Consider the following 23,738-nt stretch of genomic DNA (forward strand, 5'->3'; position numbering starts at 1 on the left):
CGCCATCACCTTCTCGCCCTACTACCCGCGGATAAGGAGCGTCCCTTGCCTGTCGATCTTCCCCCTGTGCTGCTGTGGCCGCTGGCTGCGGTGATCGGTCTGTGCCTCGGCAGTTTCCTCAACGTGGTGATCACCCGCCTGCCGGTCATGCTGATGCGCGAGTGGCGCGCCGAGGCCCGCGAGGCGCTGGAGCTCGAGGCCGAAGACACCCCGACCTTCCACCTGGCCGCGCCGCGCTCGATGTGTCCGCGCTGCGAGGCGCCGATCGCCTGGCATGACAACATCCCGCTGCTCGGCTGGCTGAAGCGCCGCGGGCGCTGCGCCCACTGCGATACGCGCATCAGCCCCCAGTACCCGCTGGTGGAGCTGGCCGGCGCCCTGCTGACGCTGGCGGTGACGGCGCTGTTCGGCCCTACCCTGGAGGGGCTGTTCATCCTCGGCGCCTGCCTGAGCCTGCTGGCGATGGCGGCGATCGATCTGCGCACCCAGCTGCTGCCGGACGCGCTGACCCTGCCGTTGCTGTGGGCCGGCCTGCTGTACCAGCTGCTGTTCCAGCCGCTGCAGCTGCCGGGCGCGGTGATCGGCGCCATGGCCGGCTATCTCTCACTGTGGGGCTTCTACTGGCTGTTCAAGCTGGTCACCGGCAAGGAAGGCATGGGCTACGGCGACTTCAAGCTGTTCGCCGCGCTGGGCGCCTGGCTCGGCTGGACCTTCCTGCCGATGATCCTGATCCTGGCCGCCGGTGCCGGCGCCATCGTCGGCGTGATCGTCCAGCTGGCCGTGCCGCGCCTGCGCGGCGCGCCGATGCCCTTCGGCCCCTGGCTCGCCGCGGCCGGCTGGATCGCGCTGCTGCTCGGCGAACCGCTGATGGCCACCTACCTGAACCTGGTGCTGTGAGATGTCCGAGACGACCCTGATCATCGGCGTGACCGGCGGCATCGCCTCCGGCAAGTCCACCGTGGCCCGCGCCTTCGCCGCGCACGACATTCCCTGGGTGGATGCCGACGACGTCGCCCGCGAGGTGGTCGAGCCCGGCGAGCCCGCCCTCGCCGCCATCGTCGAACACTTCGGCCCCCGGGTGCTGCAGACCGACGGCCGCCTGGATCGGCGCGCGTTGCGCGAGATCGTGTTCACCGACGAGGCCGAGCGCCGCTGGCTGGAGTCGGTCACCCATCCGCGCATCCGCGAGCGCCTGCTCGAGCGACTGGCCGCGTTTCGCGAGGGCCCGGCCCCCTATGCGCTGCTGGTCTCGCCGCTGCTGTTCGAGTCGGGCCAGCATGCGCTGGTCGACCGGGTGCTGGTCATCGACGTGCCGGAGGCGCTACAGATCGAACGCACCGCCGCCCGCGACGGCGTCGACGAGGCCCAGGCCCGCGCCATCGTGGCCGCCCAGATGCCTCGCGACACACGCCTGGGCCGCGCCGACGAGGTGCTCGACAATGCCACCGACGAGGCCGGCCTGGCGGCCCGGGTCGCCGAGCTGGACCGGCGCTATCGGGCGCTTTCCGGTTTGCCCCCGGCGCGCTGATTCGTCATCCTTTCCTCGATTTACTGACGCCGAGAGAATCCCCATGAACCAAGCCGAGTCCGAGCGCCCCCTCGAGGTCGCCTGCCCCCAGTGCCGCACCAAGGTGGCCTGGAGCGAGGACAACCCCTACCGCCCCTTCTGCAGCAAGCGCTGTCGCCTGCTCGATCTGGGCGCCTGGGCCGACGAATCGCACCGCATCGCCGGCGAGCCCGCCATGGACGAGACCGACATCGATGCCCTGCTGGCCCGCGCCGATCGCGACGGCGGCGTCTAGCCGATGACCAGCCATGCGCCCGAATACCAGCTGCTGGCTCGCCTGGAGGCCGCCTTCGACGGCCTGATCGAGACCAGCGAGGCACTGGTGAGCACCTGTCGAGACGAGGGCGGACAGACCTGGGCCTTCGGACGCGAACGTGCCGATGCCGACTGGCTGCACGAGGCGCTGCTGGACCTCTGGTATCAGGATGGGCAGGACGGACGCAGCACGCGCAGTCATGTGGGACTGGTGGCCGCCACGCCGGCGGTCATGGACGCGGCCCTGCGGGTCAACGGCGCCAAGCAGGCCTTCGCCGACCTGCTGGCCAGGATTCGGGAGGAAGAGCCCTCACTGCTGCCCGAGATCAAGGCGGTGCTGCCCTTTCGCCATCCCGAGCTGCATACCCATCTGCGCGGCAGTGGCCTGGCGAGACTGCATCTCAAGCAGTGCTGGCGAGGCATTCCGCTGGCCCCGGCACCGGTGGCCAGGGTGCGCTTCGCCTGGTACTCGAGCGGGCGCTCCATCAAACGGCTGAGCGTGCGCGAGGCCGAGCAGAAGCTGCTGGCCCTCGATACCGACGCCCCGCATGTGCGCATCCAGCTGCGCCAGCTGGCCGGCATTCCGGACGGCGAGCCGCTGGCCCAGGTGCAGACCCAGGCACCGCTGATGCGGGCCAACCTGTTCTTCACGGAACCGCTGGAAGACGGCCACCGGCGACGCGCCATGAACGTGGCGCTGCCGCTGTTCGTGCCGGCCGACGACGGCCGCCTGCCGGATCACAACCAGCCGCCGGACCATCCCCCCCAGACGCGCACACGGGCGCGTCGCCGCGACGAGCGACTGGAGCAGGAGCCGCTGCTCCCGAGCCTCAGGGTCTATCGCTACCGTCGCTGACGGCCGCGCCGGGCCTTAGGTGAAGCGCCTCAGGGGCATGTCAGGCAATGCGCCCGAGCCCCTGCAGCGTCCGCAGCAGATCGCTGACGCTGTTCTCATCCTGGGCATAATCCTGCATCAACTCCCGGAGACGGCGCTCGAAGAGCTGCTGGCGACTCTCCGGCGCTTCCATGGGCAGCTCAGGCGGCTCATCCGGAGAACGAACCGGAGACCCGGTGGAAATATCCAGGGCCGGACCGGAAGTGTCGAGCTCACGCAACGCCTCGGCGAAGGCATCATCGAGTTCACGGAACTTGCGTAACTTCTCACGCTCATCCATGGGCTTTTGAAATCTGTGCTGTTTCATTCGCAACCAGTCGGTTCAAGGCCTGGCCAGAGGAGGAAGACAACGAGGGCCATGGCCGGGCGAGATAACAACACGATTATACCCGCCTCCCCCTCGACAAGCACCCATCCTGTGGCTTTTGGCGCCTATTATGTGCCGAAACGTTCATTACCCGGAGGCAAACTTGCCTTCGCCCCCGTTAGACTGCATAAAGCAGTGACTGTAGCCTTATAACGACATCAACCGACACACAGACCACATTCCGGCAAGACGATCTGCCAGCCATCGATCACGACCGGCATCACGCAAGGCACTGGAAACAACGCAGCAAGGGAGTCGGGCATGTGCCAAGACATGATGCGCGCGGAAATATGGTTGCAGGACACGCTGGGCAACCAGAAGGGCATCGAGGAACTCGCCAGCAGGATTGGCTATTCCTCATCACAGGTCAGACGACGCTTCCGGGATTACTTCGGACTATCACCGGGCGCCTATCGAGACAGACTGCGACTCGAAAAGGCCGCACGCCTGTTAATTCACACGACTTGCCATATCAGCCGGATCGCCAGCATCTGCGGGTATCAGAATCATTCGGCGTTTTCGCGCGCCTTTCAGCGTCATTACGGCCAGCCGCCGCGTCGCTATCGGCAGGCACGGCGCGTGTCGCTCAAGCGCCGCCTTAACGAGACCGAGGGATTCTCCTACGCCATCAGGGAGCTGCCCGCACGCAAGGCGGTGCTGACGCGCCTGTATCGACCACAGCGGCTGCGTGACAACCTGCGCGACTGGCTCCGCCACACCGAGGGCGCCGAGGCCCTGCCCAGCCGCCTCGAGCAAGCCACCCCCTTGGCCATCTTCCATGATCGCCCACTGGAAGGCGCGCTGCCCCGGCTCGATCTCGGCATGCAGCTCAAGGCCCACAGCACCAGCCTGGCGCTGCCCCCGGCCTTCCGCATGCTCGACCTGCCCCCCCAGCGCCACGCCTGCCTGCCGCTGCAGCATGCCAGCCAGCTGGATGACGCCGTACTGTACATGGCGTGCCGGGGCGTCTCCGGGGCCGGCGAGCCACTCAGCGGCGACCCTCCCCTGCTGCTGCAGACCGAGGACAGCCTGGAACTGCATGTTCCCCTGCTGTGACTGACACCTGAACCCAAGACACAAAGACGCCGCCCAAGGGGCGGCGTCTCTTGATGCCAGCCGAGCTTCGCCGTATACCCGGCCTTACCGCCGATATCAGTCCTCGGTGCGCACCAGCCAGGACTCGACGGTCTCGGAACCGAACTCGTCTTTCCAGGCCTTCAGGGTCTTCTGATTACCGCCGCGAGTTTCGACGACTTCGCCGGTCTGCGGGTGCTTGTAGATCTTCAGCTTGCGCTTGCGACGGCTGCCGGCGCTGGGGGCCGCGGCCTTGGGCGCGGTACCGGGCTTGGGGTTCAGCAGTTCGATGACATCATTCGCGCTCTTGTCGAACTCTTTCATCAGGGCTTCGAGCTTGGTCTTGAATTCCAGCTCGGCCTTGAGGCGCTCGTCATTCTCCAGACGATCGAGTTCATCCTGGAGTTGCTTGAGCTGCTGTTCTTTCTGCATGTAATTGCTGAGCAGTGATGACATGTAATCGTTCCTTGTCTGGGGGAGTTTCGGGAATGCCTCGATATTATTGCGCCTAAAGGCATATCACGCAACTACAGAACAACTCGCCAAGAGTTGAAGGCCACAGTTAAATATAAAACTGCCGCCAATAGCGCCTTTATTCATTATTTTTAATATGATGGCCAATCTGCAAGTTGTCACCGATCCGCCGACATCCCGAAGACGACATCCCGAAAACGGCATCCACCAGGCCGGAAACCCGCCCTCGCAACCCACAAAAAAAGAGGCGCCGCCCTCGCGGGCGGCGCCTCCGGTCTAGCCAAGATTCGCTAAATGGGCAGGGCCCCGAATCTTAGTCCTGACCCATCTGCTGCTTGATCAGGTCACCGATGGTGGTCGGGCCATCCTGGTCGGTTTCCTGCTGCTCGCGCAGCTTGGACATGTTGCGACGAGTGTCGTCCTGATCCTTGGCCTTGATGGACAGGCTGATCTGACGGCTCTTGCGATCGACGCTGACGATGCGCGCTTCGACGCTGTCGCCTTCGTTCAGCACGTTGCGCGCGTCTTCGACGCGGTCAGCGCTGATCTCGGAGGCCTTGAGCACGGCCACGACATCGGTCGCCAGCTCGACGTGAGCTTCCTTGGCGTCAACCTCGACCACGCGGCCGGTGACGACGGAGCCCTTGTCATTGACGGCGAGGTACTCGGCGACCGGATCGCTGTCCAGCTGCTTGATGCCGAGAGAGATGCGCTCGCGCTCCGGATCGATGGACAGGATGACGGCTTCGGCTTCGTCGCCCTTCTTGAAGTTGCGAACCGCCTCTTCGCCGGTCTCGGTCCAGGAGATGTCGGACAGGTGAACCAGGCCGTCGATGCCGCCTTCCAGACCGATGAAGATACCGAAGTCGGTGATCGACTTGATGGTACCGGCAACGCGGTCGCCCTTGTTGTACTGGGCGTTGAAGGTTTCCCACGGGTTGGCAGTGCACTGCTTGATACCCAGGGAGATACGACGACGCTCTTCGTCGATATCCAGCACCATGACGTCCACATCGTCACCGACCTGAACGACCTTGGACGGATGGATGTTCTTGTTGGTCCAGTCCATTTCGGAGACGTGAACCAGACCCTCGACACCCTCTTCCAGCTCGGCGAAGCAGCCGTAGTCGGTGAGGTTGGTGACGGTGGCGTGCACCTTGGTGCCTTCCGGGTAGCGAGCCTTGATGTTGACCCACGGATCCTCGCCCAGCTGCTTGAGGCCCAGGGAGACACGGTTGCGCTCGCGATCGAACTTCAGCACCTTGACGCTGACTTCGTCGCCGACGGACACGATCTCGCTCGGATGCTTGATGCGCTTCCAGGCCATGTCGGTGATGTGCAGCAGGCCATCGACGCCGCCCAGGTCGACGAAGGCGCCGTAGTCGGTCAGGTTCTTGACGATACCGACGATCTGCTGGCCTTCCTGCAGGGTGGCGAGCAGAGCTTCACGCTCGGCGCTGTTCTCGGCTTCGAGAACGGCACGACGGGAAACGACAACGTTGTTGCGCTTCGGGTCGAGCTTGATGACCTTGAAGTCCAGTTCCTTGTTCTCAAGGTGCGTGGTGTCGCGCACCGGACGCACGTCGACCAGGGAACCCGGCAGGAAGGCGCGGATGGAATCCACGTCGACGGTGAAGCCGCCCTTGACCTTGCCGTTGATCACGCCCTTGACGATTTCTTCCTTCTCGAAGGCGGCTTCCAGGACCTTCCAGGCCTCGGCGCGCTTGGCCTTCTCGCGAGACAGACGGGTCTCGCCGAAGCCGTCTTCCACGGCTTCCAGAGCGACGTGGACTTCGTCGCCGACGGCGATGGTGAGTTCGCCGTTATCGTCGCGGAACTGGGCCGCGGGAATCTGACCTTCGGACTTCAGGCCGGCATTGACGGTGACCCAGTCACCCTCGATGTCGACGACGGCAGCCGCGACGATGGCGCCCGGCTCCATGTTGATGTCCTGGAGAGACTGTTCAAACAGTTCAGCAAAGCTTTCGCTCATGATGTTCCTACGTGATCAACGTTGTGCGGCAGGGCCGCTCCTCCGTACCACCAGCGAGTACGGGCCATTTCAGACTGCTCCCGGGGATGTTGGCGCTGGTTCGACCTGGCCGGGCTCACGGGGCACTTAAGGTGCCCGACCACGTCATCACATCGTTCCGGGAGCGCCGCAAGGGAGCTCAGGTGCCGGAGGCGAGCCCACGCTGGGCCAGCAGCTCCGTCAGCCGATCCACCACTTCCGGTATCGTCAGGCTCGTGGTGTCCAGCTCGACGGCATCTTCGGCCGGTACGAGTGGCGCCACGCTGCGTTGCATATCGCGCGCATCGCGTGCCTGAATCTCCTTGAGAAGACTCGATAGACTAGCATCCACCCCTGCCTCCCGCAACTGAAGCTGGCGACGATGCGCCCGCTCCTCGGCACTGGCCGTGAGGAAGATCTTCAGCGGCGCATCGACGAACACCACGGTGCCCATGTCGCGCCCGTCGGCGACCAGCCCCGGGGCCTGGCGAAAGCCGTGCTGCCGCTTGAGCAGCGCCTCGCGCACCGCCGGCAGCGAGGCGACTCGCGAGGCCGCATCACCGACCTGCTCGGTACGAATCGTGCTCGTCGCGTCATCGCCCTCGAGCAGGATGCGCGCTTCGCCGTTCTCGGCCAGGAACACCACGTCCAGGGTCTCGGCGATGGCCGCCACCGCCGGCTCGTCATCCAGCGCCACGTCGTGCCGGGTGGCCGCCAGGGCCGTCAGCCGATAGAGCGCGCCGCTGTCCAGCAGATGCCAGCCCAGTCGCTCGGCGACCAGACGACTGATGGTGCCCTTACCGGCCCCGCCGGGGCCGTCGATGGTCAGTACCGGCGCCAGCTCGCTCATGACGCCTCCTGCTCTTCTTCGAGGGACAGCCCCACACGGCGGGCCAGATCCACGAAACCGGGGAAGGACGTGGCCACGTTGGCGCAGTCGTCGATGACGATCTCGTCGGAGGCTCTCAGGGCCGCCACGGCAAAGGCCATGGCGATGCGGTGGTCGCCCAGGCTGTCGATGCGACCGCCATCGTAGCTCGGGCCGTCGGCGCCCTGCCCTTCGAGGCGACCGACGATGTCGATGCCATCTTCATAGAGACGGTTCTCGACCCCCAGCACGGTGAGGCCATCGGCCATGGCCTTGAGACGATCGGATTCCTTGACGCGCAACTCGGCGGCATCGCGCAGCCGGGTCGTGCCCTCGGCATTGGCGGCCGCCACGAACAGCGCCGGAAACTCGTCGATGGCCAGCGGCACCTGGTCGACCGGAATGTCGATGCCCTTGAGCGGCGCATAGCGAATGTGCAGGTCGGCCACGGGCTCACCGCCCACCTCGCGCTCGTTCTCGAGACGCAGGTCGGCCCCCATCTGCTGCAGGATATTGATCACGCCGATGCGGGTCGGGTTGATGCCCACGTGCTCGAGCACCAGATCGGCGCCCGGCGTGATGGCGGCCGCCACCAGGAAGAAGGTCGCCGAGGAGATGTCCGACGGCACATCGATGGGCGCCGCCGCCAGCTCACCGCCGCCCTGCAGCCAGCAGGTATCACCCTGGCGCTCGACCTCATAGCCGAACCCGTTGAGCATGCGCTCGGTGTGGTCGCGGGTCGGCGCCGGCTCGCGCACCCGGGTCTCGCCCTCGGCATAGAGCCCGGCGAGCAGCAGGCAGGATTTCACCTGGGCGCTGGCCATCGGCATGTCGTAGGTGATGCCCTTGAGCGGCTGGCCACCCTTGATCTTCATCGGCGGGCGGCCGCCCTCGGCGGTCTCGATCACCGCACCCATCTCGCGCAGCGGATCGGCCACGCGACCCATGGGGCGCTTGGTCAGCGAGTGATCGCCGGTCAGCTCGGTATCGAACGACTGGCCGGCCAGCAGCCCGGCGAACAGGCGCATCGCCGTGCCGGCGTTGCCCACGTAGAGCGGTCCGGCCGGCGCCTTGAGGCCGTGCAGGCCGACGCCGTGCACGGTGACGCGCCCCTGGTGCGGCCCCTCGATGGCCACGCCCATCTCGCGGAACGCCTGCAGAGTGGCCAGGCTGTCCTCGCCTTCCAGAAAGCCGGAGACCTCGGTCACGCCTTCGGCCAGGGCGCCGAGCATGATCGAGCGATGAGAGATCGACTTGTCGCCGGGTACGCGGATGCGCCCGGTCACGCCGCCGCCGGGGCTGACCCGGTAGCGCAGCTGGTCTTGTGCTTGCATCTGGTATTCCGCCTGGTAACTGGTCTGGTTAAGCAGGGTATCGAAGTAGTGTCGGGCATGACTGGCGCGATCGAAGGTCGCCAGCATGGCATCGGTGTCGCCGCGCTCGACGGCGTCGCGCAGCCGGGCCACACCGGATTCGAAGTCGTCGAGGGCATGCAGCACGGCGTCGCGATTGGCGACGAAGATGTCACGCCACATCACCGGATCGCTGCCGGCGATGCGCGTGAAGTCGCGAAAGCCGCCGGCGGCGTAGCGGAAGATGTCGAGCCGCTCGTCCTGGCGCGCCAGGGTATCCACCAGCGAGAAGGCCAGCAGGTGCGGCAGATGACTGGTGCGGGCCAGCACCTCGTCGTGACGCTCCACGCCCATCTCCAGCACCTCGGCGCCGGCGCGCTCCCACAGCGCACGCACCTTGCCCAGCGCCTCGGGATCGGTGGTCGGCTCGGGCGTCAGGATCACCTTGTGGCCGACGTAGAGCTCGGGGTTGGCCGCCGCCACGCCGCTCTTCTCGGAGCCGGCGATGGGGTGGCCGAGCACCAGATTCGGCGGCATGCTGCCGAACACGGCCTCGGCCGCTTCGCGAATGGCGCCCTTGGTGCTGCCCACGTCGGTGATCACCACTCCCTTCGCGATGGCATCCGCGTCGGCGAGCTCGGTCATGACCTGGCGCATCGCCAGCACCGGAACCGCCAGCACCACCAGGTCGACGCCGTCGAGCATCGACGCCAGGCGCGTGTCGCCGCGGTCGACCAGCCCCATCTCGATGCCGCGGGCGATCTCGTCGGCATCGGGGTCGCAGGCCAGGATTTCGGCACGCTTATCAGCGGCCCCGAAGCCGGCCGCGCCTTTCTCGGAGGCCCCGAAGCCGGCCTTGCGCAGGGCCGCGGCCAGCGAGCCGCCGATCAGGCCGAGACCGACGATCAGCACCCGGTCGGGCATGGCATTCCGTTGCATCCTAGAGCACGCCCTGAGGATAGGAGCCCAGCACCTTGAGCTCGGCGGCGCGCAGGCGCACCTCCTCGAGCACCGCGGCAACCCGCGGCTCCTCGCGATGGCCCTTGAAATCGATGAAGAACACGTAGTTCCACACGCCGGTACGCGAGGGCCGCGTCTCTAGGCGCGTCATGTCGATCTGGTGGCGATGGAACGGCTCCAGCAGGTCGTGCAGGGCGCCGGGCTGGTTGCGCATGGCCACCACGATGGAGGTCTTGTCCTCGCCGGACATCGGCACCTGCTGGTTGCCGATGATCAGGAAACGCGTGGAATTGTCCGGGCTGTCCTCGATCTTCTCGGCCAGACGCGTCAGGCCGTAGAGCTTGGCGGCCATGTCGCCGGCAATGGCGGCGCTGTGCCACTCGGTCTTCACCAGGCGAGCCGCCTCGGCATTGGACGACACCGGAATGCGCTCGGCGTGGGGATAGTGGGCATCCAGCCACTTGCGGCACTGGGCAAAGGACTGCGGATGCGAGTAGATCCGCGAGACCTTGTCCGGGCGCGTGGTCTCGGCCACCAGCAGATGGTGATGAATGCGCAGCACCACCTCGCCGCAGATGCCCATGCCGGAATCCATGAAGGAGTCCAGGGTGTGGTTGACCACCCCCTCGGTGGAGTTCTCCACCGGCACCACGCCGTAGTTGACAGCACCGGCCTCCACTTCGCGGAACACCTCGTCGATGGCCGCCATCGGCAGGCTGACCGCACTCTCGCCGAAGTGCTTGAGCGCCGCCTGCTGGGTGAAGGTACCTTCCGGCCCCAGATAGGCGACCTTGACCGGCTGCTCCAGCGCCAGGCAGGCCGACATGATCTCGCGGAACAGCCGGGCCATTTCCTCGCCGTCGAGGGGCCCCGGGTTGAGCTCCATGATCCGCCGCAGCACCTGGGCCTCGCGCTCGGGCCGGTAGAACACGGCCTTGGGGTCGCCCTGGGTCTTGACCTCGGCCACGCGGCGGGCACACTCCGCCCGCTCGCTGATCAGCCGCAGGATCTCGCCGTCCAGCTCGTCGATACGCTGACGCAGCGAATCGAGATTGATGGGGGCATCACTCATCGGTGGTTCCCTTTTCCTCGGGGCCACGCCCCGTTGTCATACGGAGATTCAGGCGTGAAGGCGGGCACCGAAGGGACACCCGCTTTCACCTCACCCGTTGCGCTTCTCGAAGTCGGCCATGAAGTCGACCAGGGCGTCCACGCCGGCCTCAGGCACGGCATTATAGAGGCTGGCCCGCATGCCGCCGACGCTGCGGTGACCCTTGAGGTTCAGCAGCCCCGCCTGCTCCGATTCCGCCAGGAAGGCCTTGTCGAGCCGGTCGTCGGCGAGGACGAACGGCACGTTCATCCGCGAGCGATTGATCCGGGCGATCGGGTTCGAGTAGAAGTCGCTGCCGTCGATGGCGGCGTAGAGCTTCTCGGCCTTGCGTGTGTTGAGGGCATCCATGGCCGCCAGGCCACCGATGTCGTGCTTGAGCCACTGGAACACCAGGCCGGCCAGGTACCAGCCGTAGGTCGCCGGGGTGTTGACCATGGAGCCGGCCTCGGCCAGCGCCTTGTAGCCCATCAGGCTCGGCATCTCGGCGCAGGCGCGATCGAGCAGGTCGTCGCGCACGATCACCAGGGTCAGACCGGCCGGCCCGATGTTCTTCTGGGCACCGGCATAGATGATGCCGAACTGCGAGACGTCGATCGGCCCGGACAGCAAGCTCGACGACATGTCGCACACCAGCGGCACCTCGGTGCCGTCCGGGCGCAAGCCGCGGGGCACGTAGTCGAACTCGATCCCGCCGATGGTCTCGTTGGCGGTGTAGTGCAGATAGGCGGCGTCATCGCTCAGCGCGATGTCGGCCTGGCGTGGCACGGCGCTGTGGCCGTTCGCCTCGCTGGAGGCCGCGATGGGCGCCGCGCCGAACAGGTGGCGCGCCTCGGCGATGGCCTTCTTGCCCCAGATCCCGGTGTGCAGGAAGTTGGCGCTGCCGCCGTGGCCCAGCAGGTTGTAGGGCACGGCGGCGAACTGCAGCGTCGCCCCGCCCTGGGTGAACAGCACCCGGTAGTTGTCGGGAATCGCCAGCAGCTCGCGCAGATCGCGCTCGGCCTGCTCGGCGATGGCCACGAACTCGGCGGAGCGATGACTCATCTCCATCACCGAGAGGCCACGCCCCTGGTAGTCCAGCAGCTCGTCGCGGGCGCGCTCCAGGACCGGCTGCGGCAAGGCAGCCGGGCCGGCGCAAAAGTTGAAATGGCGTGTCATCAGCGTTGTCGTTCCGTTAGCTATTACTGATCATCGTCCTCGGCAGACGGCTCGCTGCCGGCCTCGGCATCGGGGCCGTCCATGACGCCCTCCTCGTCGCCCTCGGCAGGCGTCGCCTCGTCCTCGGGCTCGTCGATGCGCACGGTCTTGACCAGCGACTCGGCCTCACCCAGGCGAATCAGCATCACGCCCTGGGTGTTGCGCGAGCTGATCGACACCTCGTCGACACGGGTGCGCACCAGGGTGCCGCGGTCGGTGATCAGCATCATCTCGTCGGCGCCGTAGACCTGCATCGCCGCCACCAGGGCGCCGTTGCGCTCGCTGGTCTGCATGGCGATCACGCCCTGACCACCGCGACCGCGCAGCGGGAATTCCTCGAGGCGGGTGCGCTTGCCGTAGCCGTTCTCGCTGGCGGTGAGGATGTAGATCTGGCCGCCGTTGCCGCCCGCGTCCTCGACGCTCTCGACCGCCTCGTCCTCGCCTTCGCTGTCGATGCGCTGGCTCTGCGGGATGATCAGGCTGATCACCTCGGCGCCATCCAGCAGCTTCATGCCGCGTACGCCGCGAGCGGTACGGCCCATGGCGCGCACGTCGCTTTCCTCGAAGCGGATCGCCTTGCCGTTGGACGACAGCAGCATGGCGTGGTCCGAACCGCTGGTGATGGCGGCACCGACCAGGCGGTCGTCCTCTTCCAGCTCGATCGCGATCAGGCCCACGCTGCGCGGCCGGGAGAACTGCTCCAGGCTGGTGCGCTTGACGGTGCCCTTGGCGGTGGCGAAGAAGATGTAGCACTCGGGGTCGTAGTCGCGCACCGGCAGGATGGCGTTGATCGACTCGCCCTCGTCCAGCGGCAGCAGATTGACCAGCGGCTTGCCGCGCGAACCGCGGCTGGCGGCGGGCATCTCGTAGACCTTGAGCCAGTAGACCTTGCCGCGGTTGGAGAACAGCAGCACGGTGTCGTGGGTCGAGGCCACCAGCAGGTGCTCGATGACGTCCTCGTCCTTCATCGAGGTGGCGGACTTGCCGCGGCCGCCGCGGCGCTGGGCCTGATAGTCGGACAACGGCTGGGTCTTGGCGTAGCCGGAGCGGGACACGGTGACCACCATGTCCTCCTCGGCGATCAAGTCCTCGATGGACAGGTCGAGATGGCTGGCCTGGATCTCGGTGCGACGCGGCTCGCCGAACTGATCGCGCACGGCGGTCAGCTCCTCGCGGATCACTTCCAGCAGGCGCTCGGCGCTGGCCAGGATCTCGGTGAGCTCGGCGATCCGCTCGAGGATCTTCAGGTACTCGTCGAGCAGCTTCTCGGTCTCGAGGCCGGTCAGGCGATGCAGGCGCAGCTCGAGAATGGCCTGAGCCTGAGCCGGCGAGAGGCGATACTCGGTGGCCCCCTCGTTGAGGCCGAAGCCTTCTTCCAGGTCCTCGGGCTTGCAGGAGTGAGCGCCGGCACGCTCGAGCATGCCGGTGACCTGGCCCGGCGACCAGCTGCGGCCGAGCAGCTTCTCCTTGGCCTCGGCGGCATTCGGCGAGGCCTTGATCAGCTCGATCACCTCGTCGATGTTGGAGATGGCGACGGTCAGGCCTTCGAGAATATGGCCGCGCTCGCGGGCCTTCTTGAGCTCGAACAGGGTCCGGCGGGTCACCACCTCACGACGGTGGCGGATGAACGCCTCGAGCACCTGCTTGAGGTTGTGGGTGCGCGGCTCGCCGCCCTCGAGGGCCACCATGTTGATGCCGAACACGTTCTGCAGCTGGGTCTGGGCGAAGAGGTTGTTGACCACCACCTCGCCGGACTCGCCGCGCTTGACCTCGATGACGACGCGCAGGCCGTCCTTGTCGGACTCGTCGCGCAGCTCGGCGATGCCATCGATGCGCTTGTCCTTGACCAGCTCGGCGATCTTCTCGATCAGCCGCGCCTTGTTCACCTGGTAGGGCAGCTCGGTGACGATGATGTGGTCGCGACCGGTCTTGTCATCGTGCTCGATGGTGTGGCGGGCACGCACGTAGATGCGCCCGCGGCCGGTGCGATAGGCCTCGAGGATGCCGGCACGGCCGTTGATGATGCCGCCGGTGGGGAAGTCCGGACCGGGGATGTACTCCATCAAGTCGTCGACCGACAGGGTGTGATCGTCGATCAGCGCCAGGCAGCCGTCGATCACCTCGGTCATGTTGTGCGGCGGAATGTTGGTCGCCATGCCCACGGCGATGCCGGAGGAGCCGTTGACCAGCAGGTTCGGCACCTTGGTCGGCAGCACGTCGGGGATGCGCTCGGTGCCGTCGTAGTTGTCGACCCAGTCGACGGTGTCCTTCTCGAGGTCGGCCATCAGCTCGTGGGCGAGCCGGGCCATGCGCACCTCGGTGTAACGCATCGCGGCGGCGTTGTCGCCGTCGATAGAGCCGAAGTTGCCCTGGCCGTCGACCAGCACGTGGCGCATGGAGAAGTCCTGGGCCATGCGCACGATGGTGTCGTAGACGGCGCTGTCACCGTGGGGGTGGTACTTACCGATGACATCGCCGACGACGCGCGCCGACTTCTTGTACGGCTTGTTCCAGTCGTTGCCCAGCTCGTGCATGGCGTAGAGCACGCGGCGGTGGACCGGCTTCAAGCCATCGCGCACGTCGGGCAGCGCACGGCCGATGATCACGCTCATCGCGTAATCGAGGTACGACTGCTTGAGCTCGTCCTCGATGTTGACTGGCAGAATCTCTCTGGCGATGTCACCCATGGGTCGTCGAATCCTTTGCACTGCAAGAGGTTGGCGCGCCGTCTGGCCGTGAGACGGCGCGCCATTTCAGCCGAACATGATACCACTCCGGGCGCCGCAAAGCAGCGGTCATGCGACGACCAGCGGCGCCAGAGCCTCGCGCAGCTCGCCGCTGATGCTCACCGCCTTGTTGGTGGCCACGTCCAGCAACACGAAGGTGATGTCGGCGCTGGCCACGGTCTTGCCGTCGCGGGCCCGGCGAATGTCCTGACGCATGCGGGCGCTGCGGCTGCCGAGCTCGGCGAGGCCGGTGACGATCTCCAGCTCGTCGCCGGCCGACGCGGCGCGCCGATAGTCGATGTTGAGATTGACGACGACGAAGGCCACTTTGCCGCGCCCCACCACCTCGCCGAGCGCCGGGCGCTCGTCGAAGAAGCTCCAGCGCCCCTCTTCGAGGAACTCCAGATAGCGGGCATTGTTGACGTGGCCATAGCCGTCGAGGTGGTAGCCTCGTACGCGCAGCGAGACGGTGGAGCGAGGATCATCCATGAGACATCTCCCGGGGAATGAAGAGCGAATCCCGATTCTATTCAGCCCCGACGCCGACCTTCAAACAGCAGTTTGAACACGAGACCGATCGGGCGCTGGCACCCCCGTTCCCCATTCGCCATAATGTGCCTCCTTTTTCTCCCAGGATACGCTTCATTCATGTGGTTCAAGCACTTGCATCTCTATCGCCTGCACGACGCGCCCGAGCTGGACGCCGCCCGCCTCGAGGAAGCGCTGGGAGAGCAGGCGTTTCGCCCGCTGGGCGGCAGTGAAGCCCGTCGCCTCGGCTGGTGCGCCCCGGCCGGCCGGGCCGGCACCCAGCTGCTGCACGAACTGCAGGGCCAGCGCCTGATCACCGCCCTGCGCCAGGAACGCCTGCTGCCGGCCGCCGTGGTCAAGGAAGAGCTGGAGGAGCGCGTCGAGGCGATCGAGGTCGCCGAGAGCCGCAAGCTGCGCCGCCAGGAAAAGCTCACGCTCAAGGAGCAGGTCTACGAGGAACTGCTGCCGCGCGCCTTCGTGCGCAGCCAGAAGGTCGACCTGTGGTGGGACACCCGGCGCGGCCTGATCGCCGTCAACACCAGCAGCCGCAAGCGCGCCGAGGAGCTGCTCGATCTGCTGCGCGAGACCCTGGGCAGCCTCAAGGTCACCCCGCTGGCCAGCCAGACGCTGCCGATGCGCGCCATGACCACCTGGCTCGGCGATGCCGCGTCGCGGCCGGAGGACATGGCGCTCGGCGACCAGGTCGAGCTCAAGGCCAAGGGCGACGACGGCGTGCTGCGGGCCCGCCAGGTCGACCTCGACAGCGACGAGATCCAGCAGCTGCTCGAGAGCGGTCGCCAGGCCAGCAAGATGGCCCTGGGCCTCGAGGGCCGGCTGACGTTCGTGCTCCACGACGACCTGGCGGTCAAGTCGCTGCGCTTCGACGACGCCCTGATCGACGAGGCCGGCCAGACCGACGACGGCGACGACGCCCTGGTGCGTCTGGAAACCGATTTCATGCTGATGACCCAGGCGCTGGCCGACGGCATCGAGCGCCTGCTGGCCTGGCTGGGCGGTGAAGCCCAGGCTGGCCAGGCCACTCCCTCCGCCTGACCCACACGGCCGCGCTCATGACGACCATGCAAGACCAACACGACAACGATCCCTGGGCCGAGATCCGGCCCTATCATGACGAGGAAGTGCCCGAGGTACTCGAGCGCCTCGCCCGGGACCCGGAGCTGCTCGACGCCCTGACCCGCTTTCGCCTGCCGCGCCTGGCGAAGTGGATGCCGCGGCTGTCACGGACCATCGCCAGTGCCGCGGTACGCCGCGAGGTGCGCGGCGTCACCTCGATCCGCGGCTTCCAGGATCGCATCGCGTCCTACATGCAGCGGATGCTCCGCAACTCGACCACCGACTTCCGCGTCGATGGCCTCGAGCAGCTGGAACCCGACACGGCCTATCTGTTCATCGGCAACCACCGCGACATCTCGCTGGACCCGGCGTTCGTCAACTACGCCCTCTATCTGGCGGACCGCAACACGGTACGCATCGCCATCGGCGACAACCTGCTGCAGAAGCCCTATGTCACCGACCTGATGCGGCTCAACAAGAGCTTCATCGTGCCGCGCAGCGCCCGCGGCAAGCGCGCCATGCTGGCCGCCTACCAGAAGCTCTCGGCCTATATCCGCCATTCGATCACCGGTGACAACCACTCGATCTGGATGGCCCAGCGCGAGGGCCGGGCCAAGGACGGCATCGACGGCACCGACCCGGCGATCGTCAAGATGCTGAGCATGGCGCGACGCACCGTCGACCGCGATGCCGGCATCGGCGAGGCCATCGCCGAGCTGCGCGTGGTGCCGGTATCGATCAGCTACGAGTACGATCCCTGCGACGTCCAGAAGGCCCGCGAACTGCACGCCGTGCACACCAGCGGCGGCTACGACAAGAGCGAGTTCGAGGACATCCGCTCCATCGTGGCCGGCATCACCGGTCAGAAGGGCCGCGTCCACCTGCGTTTCGGCACCCCGCTCTCGGCGGACTTCGACAGCCCCGACGCGGTGGCCGCGGAGATCGATCGTCAGGTGCTCGGCGGCTACCACCTGTTCCCCAGCCACTATCTGGCCCTCGAGGCCCTGGGTGACGCGCCGGAACTGCTGGACCTGAGCGAGGTCACCGACGCCGACCGCGCCCGCTTCAAGGCCCGCCTCGCCGAGGTGCCGGCCGAGCTGCGCGGCTGGTGGCTGGCCCAGTACGCCAACCCGGTACGCAACGTTCACGGCAGCATCTAGGCCGACTGTCGTATGCTGTGAGGCGACAGGGAGTGTCGCCCCACCGCTGACGGGAGAGCCAGGATGACGCCGAGCCACGAACAACGAGCCAGTCAGGCCCGGGAAGCCCACAAGGTCACGCTGGTCGGCGCGGTGGTGGACTTCCTGGTCGGCATGGCCAAGCTCATCGCCGGCCTGATGGTGGGCTCGGCGGCGCTGGTCGCCGACGGCATCCACTCCTTCTCCGACATCCTCACCGACCTCTTCGTGGTCGCGGCCACCCACTTCGGCCGCCAGGCCCCCGATCGCGGCCACCCCTACGGCCATGGGCGCATCGAGACGCTGGCCACGCTGTGGCTCGGCGGCGTGCTGATCTTCGTCGCCGGTGCCATCGCCTGGGCCAGCCTGGGGCGATTGATCGGCGGCGAAGCGGTTCCCGCACCCGGCGGCTGGGCGATCGCCATCGCCGTCGTGTCTCTGCTCGCCAAGGAAGCCATCTATCACTACACGATGCGGGCCGCCCGACGCATCGGCTCGCGCCTGCTCGAGGCCAACGCCTGGCACTCACGTTCCGATGCCCTCTCCACCCTGGTGGTACTGGTCGGCCTGGTCGCGACCCAGCTGGGTGTCGCCTGGATGGATGCCGTCGCGGCGATCATCGTCGGCGTGATGGTCGGCCGGATCGGCGGCCGCCTGCTGTGGGAATCCAGCCAGGAACTGATCGACACGGCCCTGCCGGAGGACGAGCAGGCACTGCTGCAGCGCACCGCCGAGACGGTGCCGGGCGTGCGCGGCGTGCACGAGCTGCGCACCCGTCGCATTGCCGGCGATGCTTTGCTCGACCTGCACATCGTGGTGCCGCCGCGAGTCACCGTGTCCGAGGCCCACGAGATCGGCAATGCCGTCAGCCGACGACTGCGCGAGGCCATGCCGCAGCTGGCCGATATCACCTTCCATGTCGATCCCGAGGACGACGAGGGGCAGACCGAGCACAGCCTGCGCCCTGGCCTGCCCCTGCGCGACGACGTCGAGACCCTGCTGGACCATGCCTGGGGCGCCTCGCCGGCCTGGCGGGCACGCGTCGACCTGGACCTGCACTATCTGGATGACCGCATCGATGTGTCACTCTACCTGGAGACTCTCCCCGAGACCGTCGACCTGGACGCTGCCGCCGCCGAACTGCGCCGCGCCGCAAAGGGCCTCGACTGGCTGGGTCGGCTGAGGCTCTGGCAGGGACCGGGGCGCGGCTGAGCGTCCTCGGGCTCTCGCATTAGCGCCGCCTCCCGCCTAAGATTTGACTCATCTTCATTCATTAGCGGGACGACATGTCCAACCCCTCTCGCCACGGCCCGGCATCTCCCGGCCGCCGGCGCTGCCTGGCGATGCTCGGCGGCCTGCTGGCGGCCGGCGCCCTCGGGCTGCATACCGCCGACTCGCAGGCACGCATCGACCGCACACGCCTGCGCGACAGCATGCGGCAACAATATGGCGAGGGCGGCGTTTCGGTGCTGGAAGAGTGGCTGGCGATGCTGGACGAGCTGAGAGGTGCCGCCGTCGACACGCAGCTGCGAGGAGTCAACGACTTCGTCAACCGTCGGGTGCGCTGGCTGGAAGATCCCAGCGTATGGGAGCAAGAAGACTACTGGGCCACGCCGCTGGAAACGCTGGGACGCGGCGCCGGCGACTGCGAGGATTTCACCATCGCCAAGTACGTGTCGCTGCGCGAGCTGGAGGTGCCCGAGCCACAGCTGCGACTGATCTACGTCAAGGCCCGTATCGGCCTCAGCGACATCACCCAGGCGCACATGGTGCTCGGCTATTATGCCTCCCCCGGCGCGGAACCCCAGGTACTGGACAACCTGGTGACGTCGATCTCGCCGGCCAGCCTACGCACCGATCTCGACCCGCTGTTCAGCTTCAATGGCAGCGGCCTGTGGGCAGGAGGTTCCAGCCAGTCGCGCGCCGATCCGGTGGCGCGTCTATCGCGTTGGCGCAGCGCCATCGACCGCATGCGGCGGCAGGGCTTCATCCAAGGAGGATAATGCATGTCACTCATCAAGCAGCTCTGGCTAATCATCGTGGGCCTCGTGCTGCTGTCCTTCGGGGCCAGCCTGTTCATCGGCGTGAGCACGAGCCGTGCCTACATCGAGCAGGAAGTGCGCATCAAGAACGCCGACAACGCCAATGCCCTGGCGCTGACCATGACCCAGATGCCCAAGGACGACGTCACCCTGGAGCTCTTGATCGCCGCCCAGTTCGATACCGGCTACTATCGGCGCATCGAGCTGCGCACGCCGGAGGGCGAGCTGATCGAGTCCCGCCAGGCCGACGACGCCATCGGCGACGTACCGGCCTGGTTCGTCGATCTGATCGACTTCAACGTGGCACCGGGCGTGGCGGTGATCCAGGACGGCTGGCAGCAGTTCGCCACCCTGTCCGTGGAGAGCCAGCACAGCTACGCCTATCGCTCGCTCTGGAACAGCACCTTGAAGCTGACCGGCTGGTTCGCGCTGGCCGGCGCCCTCGGCCTGCTGCTGGGCGGCTGGCTGATTCGCGGGATCCGCCGGCCACTGCACCGCGTCGTCGAACAGGCACGGAACATCGGCATGCGCCGCTTCACCACCTCTCCCGTTCCACGCACCCGGGAACTCGGTGACGTGGTCGAGGCCATGAACCAGCTGAGCCGCGACGTCGGCGACATGCTCGGGCGCGAAAGCCAGCAGCTCGATGTCCTGCGTCGCCGCCTGCAGCATGACGCGATCACCGATGCCCTGAACCGCGATGCCTTCCTCGCCCAGCTGCAGATCCATCTGGAGAGCCATGACTTCCGGGCCAGCGGCGGCCTGGCGCTGATCCGCGTCAGCCACCTGGCTGACGTCAATGAACGACTCGGCCATGCCGGCGCGGATAGCCTGCTGAAGGAGCTCGTGGCCGCGCTGGAGCAGCTGGCCCAGGACCACGGCAGTGGCCTCGTCGGGCGCCTCAACGGCAGCGACTTCGCCTTGCTGCTGCCCGGGCTCGACGATCTGACCTTCGCTCAGCAGAAGCTGAACACTCGCCTCAAGGCCCTGACGGAGGCTCGTGACGCCTCGCTCCTGCTGCCCGGCGCGATCTGTCACTATGTCCAGGGCGACAATCGCGGCACGCTGCTCGCCGGCCTCGACGGCGCCCTGTCGATGACCGAATCCAACGGCCAGCACGATATCGCCATCACCGACGGCGAGCGGTCCGCCAGCCTGTTCAATAACCATGCCGAGTGGCGAGAGGCGCTCCAGGGCGCCCTCGGGGAAGGGGTGTCTCTGGCCCACTACCCGGTGCTGGACCGCGACGGCAAGCTGCTGCACTTCGAGTGCCCCTCACGGCTGCGCCTGAAGCAGCAGTGGCACTCCGCCGGCGTGTTCATTCCCTGGGTCTCACGGCTGGGGATGACGACACAGCTCGACCTGGCCGTCGTCGATGCCGCCCTGCAGGACATCACCCAGCGTCAGCAGCCGGTCGGCATCAACCTCTCGGGCGACTCGATGCGCGATGCCCACTTCGCCCTGGAGCTTCGCGCGCGCCTGAGCGCCCGCCCCGAGGCCGCCCGTCGGCTGTGGATCGAAATCCCCGGCAATCTGGCCATTCAGGATCTCGAGCACTTCCGCAGCCTGTGCAAGGCGCTTCAGCCTCTCGGCTGCCGGGTGGGGCTCGAGCACGTCGGCGCCGAGTTCACGCGCATCTCCAACCTTCACGACCTTGGCCTGGCCTATCTCAAGCTCGACAGCTCGCTGACTCAGGGCATCTCGGACAGCCATGAACAGCAGACGATCCTGCGCGGCATGGCGACGCTCTGTCACTCGCTCGGCACCCTGGCCATCGCCGAAGGCGTCGAGAGTCACGACCAGGCCGGCACGCTCTTCGAGCTGGGGCTCGACGGGGTGACCGGCCCGGGCATTCGCCAGAGTTTCGAGACCGGCTTCTAGCCGTTCCCACGCCCCAACGACCCCCGCCGGCCACGAGGCCGGCGGGATTCGTTGGGGCATTCTTCAGCATGCCGGCGAAGGCGCTCAGATCACGTCATCGCCACCCTCGCGATCCGACACCAGATGCAGGCCATTGAGCCGGTGACGCAGCGACTGTCGCTCCATGACCTTCTGCTGGGCCGCCTCGGGCAGCTCGGTGAAGCGAATGAGCCCCTTGTCCATCAGCAGCTCGATCACGTCCTCCAGCACCCGCACGAAGGCCAGATCCGATGCCTGGAAACGGGCCTTGCCGGACTCGCCCTCCGACAGAAACGCCAGCAGCTCCGGCGAATCGGCCGGCAGGAACTCGGCGCAGTGCGGCGTTTCCTCGCGACTCACCAGCTGGATATGCCCACCCTCGTCTCGCTGGACGTACATGATTCGCTCTCCTCTGGGTCACTGACCGCATATTAGCAGGCAAGGGACCAAGAAAACGCGCCCGGCGTGAGCCGGGCGCCATGGTGAAACCCAACTCACTCGATATCGAGCTGGCCGTTGTTCTGAAGGTCAGACACGGATGTCACCACATTCTGCAGTTGGATGATCTGGTCCGCAGCACTGACGTCGCCCGAGGTCATATCCCCCGAGGTGCTGATATGCAGCGTCGTATTGGTGCCGTCGTCGGTCGACTGAATATAGCTGGACAGATCTTCGCCATCCTGCATGCCGGACAGCAGGTCCGACAGGTCCAGCTTGTCCGCGTTGGCATCGGTGCCGAAGGTGCCCGTCGTGAAATCGGTGACCGTATCCTCGGCGGGCGTCGAAGAGCTGCCTTCATCACCGAGATTCCAGGCGAAGACATCGGCCCCGAGGCCACCAGTTAGTTGATCATCGCCGGTTCCGCCCACCAGCAGATCGTCTCCACCCTCCCCGCTGATCGTGTCGTTGCCATCATTACCGATCAGAATATTGCTGTCGCTGTTGCCGGTCAGGGTGTCGGCGAAATCCGAGCCGATGATATCGGGGGCAGAATCCGATGCAACCTCCACCACGCCACTGCTAGAACCGGAATAATCTTGGGTGCTTTCAGGCATCAGCAACACATCCAAGCTACCGCTAGCAACGTCACCATCACCATCCACGACATCTACGGGCACACTCAAGTCAACCGGGTCACCCGGCTCAATGGCGGTGGTGCCGAAGTCACCGATCTTGAAGGTATTTCCCGCAGCATAGTGATACTCGACACTGTTATAGCCATCGGCAGTAAAGACCGAGACCTGAGCCCCTCCGACAATGCCTTCGACGCTCGCCTCGAGCTTTCCAGCACCATTCTCTGCGAACACAACGATAAACTCCTCTCCTCCCACGTTGGTAACGAATGGGCCGCCGGTACCGTCATAGGCCACCAGTTCATAGTCACCACCGAAGCTTATCCCAACCGCGGTGATATCATCTTGTGTGCCATCGCCTACCGTATTATCACCATCGACATCATCGAAAGCCTTGAATAGGACAGTAGATCCAGAGGTTTGAGTGAAAGTCGCCGCAGCCCCATTGACCTGGTAGTGCCCATCGAAGACATGGTTATCAGCACCAGCGTCCTCATAGTCCGTTCCATTGACAGGAGTGCCACTAAGGTCGACGACATAGTCAACACGCATCGCTTCGTTTGCACCAACTGAGTTGCCGCCACTTACCCCACCTTCATTGGCATTGGTATTGACAGATCCCGCACTGGCACCATCGGTCATTGGTGTCAGCAACAAGTCACGGCTATCGTCATTGGCAGCGGTATTGAAGCCGGCCCACGCGCTATTCCCACCGATAAAGTCATAGTTATCATCGCTGAAATCAATACTGCTAGCCCCGCCATCCACGGTGCCTGACATTTCGATAACGTAGGTATCTTGCCCACTGTCATTGACGCTCAGATCGATCGTGAAGATTTCTCCTGCTAACGTCGAGGCGGTCAATGTCTGACCATCCGCCGAGACGCTATAGGTAATCGACAGACCACCGGACGTCAGCGGATTGCCATCGGCGTCCAATGCCGTGGCTCCATTCAATGAATCCGAGAACCGGACCGTTCCTGCCCCGTCAGCACCGAAGTTGTCCTCAACTTGCCCGTCGACATCCAGCAGCCCCGTCAGAGCATTATTGGCCGTATTGACCAGATAGGCATTTTGGGGGGCGATTGCC

21 protein-coding genes are annotated in these 23,738 nt (G+C 66.0%); 10 read left to right on the forward strand and 11 right to left on the reverse strand.

Annotated features, from left to right (window positions below; all coding sequences use genetic code 11):
• Positions 1 to 45: 45 nt before the first annotated feature.
• From UYS_RS0215635 to UYS_RS0215650, 4 genes are read left to right on the forward strand one after another with little or no spacing between them, the layout of a single operon-like run.
• Positions 46 to 897 (forward strand): prepilin peptidase, encoded by an 852-nt coding sequence (locus UYS_RS0215635; protein ID WP_026068609.1) that lies wholly within the window; start codon positions 46 to 48, stop codon positions 895 to 897.
• A gap of 1 nt (position 898) precedes the next feature.
• Positions 899 to 1,528 carry a dephospho-CoA kinase gene (coaE, locus tag UYS_RS0215640; protein WP_016856460.1) on the forward strand — a complete coding sequence of 210 codons (630 nt, stop codon included), beginning with the start codon at positions 899 to 901 and terminating at the stop codon, positions 1,526 to 1,528.
• A 43-nt stretch (positions 1,529 to 1,571) separates the two neighbouring features.
• The gene (gene yacG / locus UYS_RS0215645) at positions 1,572 to 1,802 is read left to right on the forward strand and encodes a DNA gyrase inhibitor YacG (protein ID WP_016856461.1); all 231 of its coding nucleotides are present in this window, start codon (positions 1,572 to 1,574) and stop codon (positions 1,800 to 1,802) included.
• A gap of 3 nt (positions 1,803 to 1,805) precedes the next feature.
• Positions 1,806 to 2,678 carry a hypothetical protein gene (locus UYS_RS0215650; RefSeq protein WP_016856462.1) on the forward strand — a complete coding sequence of 291 codons (873 nt, stop codon included), beginning with the start codon at positions 1,806 to 1,808 and terminating at the stop codon, positions 2,676 to 2,678.
• Between the two features lie 40 nt (positions 2,679 to 2,718).
• Here UYS_RS0215650 and UYS_RS0215655 read toward each other — a convergent pair whose 3' ends face one another.
• Entirely contained in the window at positions 2,719 to 3,024 is a 306-nt protein-coding gene (locus UYS_RS0215655; protein WP_026068610.1) for a hypothetical protein, read from the reverse strand.
• Between the two features lie 321 nt (positions 3,025 to 3,345).
• On the opposite strand from UYS_RS0215655, the gene UYS_RS18215 reads away from it, so the two are divergent.
• Positions 3,346 to 4,140, forward strand: coding sequence for a helix-turn-helix domain-containing protein (locus UYS_RS18215; protein ID WP_026068611.1), 795 nt, complete (start codon positions 3,346 to 3,348; stop codon positions 4,138 to 4,140).
• Positions 4,141 to 4,236: 96 nt separating this feature from the next.
• On the opposite strand, the gene UYS_RS0215665 is transcribed toward UYS_RS18215, so the two are convergent.
• From UYS_RS0215665 to UYS_RS0215700, 8 genes are all read right to left on the reverse strand, one after another.
• Complete coding sequence (locus UYS_RS0215665; RefSeq protein WP_016856465.1) at positions 4,237 to 4,614, reverse strand: histone-like nucleoid-structuring protein, MvaT/MvaU family; 378 nt, start codon at positions 4,612 to 4,614, stop codon at positions 4,237 to 4,239.
• 331 nt (positions 4,615 to 4,945) lie between these two features.
• Positions 4,946 to 6,625, reverse strand: coding sequence for a 30S ribosomal protein S1 (gene rpsA, locus UYS_RS0215670; RefSeq protein WP_026068612.1), 1,680 nt, complete (start codon positions 6,623 to 6,625; stop codon positions 4,946 to 4,948).
• Positions 6,626 to 6,803: 178 nt separating this feature from the next.
• Complete coding sequence (gene cmk, locus UYS_RS0215675) at positions 6,804 to 7,493, reverse strand: (d)CMP kinase (protein ID WP_016856467.1); 690 nt, start codon at positions 7,491 to 7,493, stop codon at positions 6,804 to 6,806.
• Positions 7,490 to 9,787, reverse strand: coding sequence for a bifunctional prephenate dehydrogenase/3-phosphoshikimate 1-carboxyvinyltransferase (locus UYS_RS0215680; RefSeq protein ID WP_016856468.1), 2,298 nt, complete (start codon positions 9,785 to 9,787; stop codon positions 7,490 to 7,492). The genes cmk and UYS_RS0215680 overlap by 4 nt, the downstream gene beginning before the upstream one ends.
• 16 nt (positions 9,788 to 9,803) lie before the next feature.
• A complete protein-coding gene (pheA, locus tag UYS_RS0215685) occupies positions 9,804 to 10,895 on the reverse strand; it encodes a prephenate dehydratase (RefSeq protein ID WP_016856469.1) in 1,092 nt (363 codons plus the stop codon).
• Positions 10,896 to 10,985: 90 nt separating this feature from the next.
• Positions 10,986 to 12,089 (reverse strand): 3-phosphoserine/phosphohydroxythreonine transaminase, encoded by a 1,104-nt coding sequence (gene serC / locus UYS_RS0215690; protein WP_016856470.1) that lies wholly within the window; start codon positions 12,087 to 12,089, stop codon positions 10,986 to 10,988.
• Positions 12,090 to 12,112: 23 nt separating this feature from the next.
• Complete coding sequence (gyrA, locus tag UYS_RS0215695) at positions 12,113 to 14,815, reverse strand: DNA gyrase subunit A (RefSeq protein ID WP_016856471.1); 2,703 nt, start codon at positions 14,813 to 14,815, stop codon at positions 12,113 to 12,115.
• Positions 14,816 to 14,923: 108 nt separating this feature from the next.
• Complete coding sequence (locus UYS_RS0215700; protein ID WP_016856472.1) at positions 14,924 to 15,343, reverse strand: acyl-CoA thioesterase; 420 nt, start codon at positions 15,341 to 15,343, stop codon at positions 14,924 to 14,926.
• Between the two features lie 159 nt (positions 15,344 to 15,502).
• On the opposite strand from UYS_RS0215700, the gene UYS_RS0215705 reads away from it, so the two are divergent.
• The 5 genes from UYS_RS0215705 to UYS_RS0215725 all read left to right on the forward strand — a co-directional run bounded on the left by UYS_RS0215705 (position 15,503) and on the right by UYS_RS0215725 (position 21,557).
• Positions 15,503 to 16,435: a recombination-associated protein RdgC gene (locus UYS_RS0215705; RefSeq protein ID WP_016856473.1), complete on the forward strand. Its 933-nt coding sequence runs from the start codon at positions 15,503 to 15,505 to the stop codon at positions 16,433 to 16,435.
• A gap of 26 nt (positions 16,436 to 16,461) precedes the next feature.
• Positions 16,462 to 17,616 carry a 1-acyl-sn-glycerol-3-phosphate acyltransferase gene (locus UYS_RS0215710; protein ID WP_016856474.1) on the forward strand — a complete coding sequence of 385 codons (1,155 nt, stop codon included), beginning with the start codon at positions 16,462 to 16,464 and terminating at the stop codon, positions 17,614 to 17,616.
• Between the two features lie 63 nt (positions 17,617 to 17,679).
• Positions 17,680 to 18,846, forward strand: coding sequence for a cation diffusion facilitator family transporter (locus UYS_RS0215715; protein WP_016856475.1), 1,167 nt, complete (start codon positions 17,680 to 17,682; stop codon positions 18,844 to 18,846).
• Positions 18,847 to 18,920: 74 nt separating this feature from the next.
• Positions 18,921 to 19,637 (forward strand): transglutaminase-like cysteine peptidase, encoded by a 717-nt coding sequence (locus tag UYS_RS0215720; RefSeq protein ID WP_026068614.1) that lies wholly within the window; start codon positions 18,921 to 18,923, stop codon positions 19,635 to 19,637.
• Between the two features lie 3 nt (positions 19,638 to 19,640).
• Complete coding sequence (locus UYS_RS0215725; protein WP_016856477.1) at positions 19,641 to 21,557, forward strand: EAL domain-containing protein; 1,917 nt, start codon at positions 19,641 to 19,643, stop codon at positions 21,555 to 21,557.
• Positions 21,558 to 21,641: 84 nt separating this feature from the next.
• Here the strand turns inward: UYS_RS0215725 and UYS_RS0215730 are convergent, their stop codons facing one another.
• Both UYS_RS0215730 and UYS_RS18220 read right to left on the reverse strand, forming a co-directional pair.
• Positions 21,642 to 21,974 (reverse strand): hypothetical protein, encoded by a 333-nt coding sequence (locus UYS_RS0215730; RefSeq protein ID WP_016856478.1) that lies wholly within the window; start codon positions 21,972 to 21,974, stop codon positions 21,642 to 21,644.
• Between the two features lie 95 nt (positions 21,975 to 22,069).
• The coding region (locus UYS_RS18220) for a type I secretion C-terminal target domain-containing protein (protein WP_156821644.1) at positions 22,070 to 23,738 on the reverse strand (1,669 nt) is incomplete at its 5' end.

Source organism: Halomonas smyrnensis AAD6, assembly GCF_000265245.1.
Taxonomy (GTDB): Bacteria; Pseudomonadota; Gammaproteobacteria; order Pseudomonadales; family Halomonadaceae; genus Halomonas; species Halomonas smyrnensis.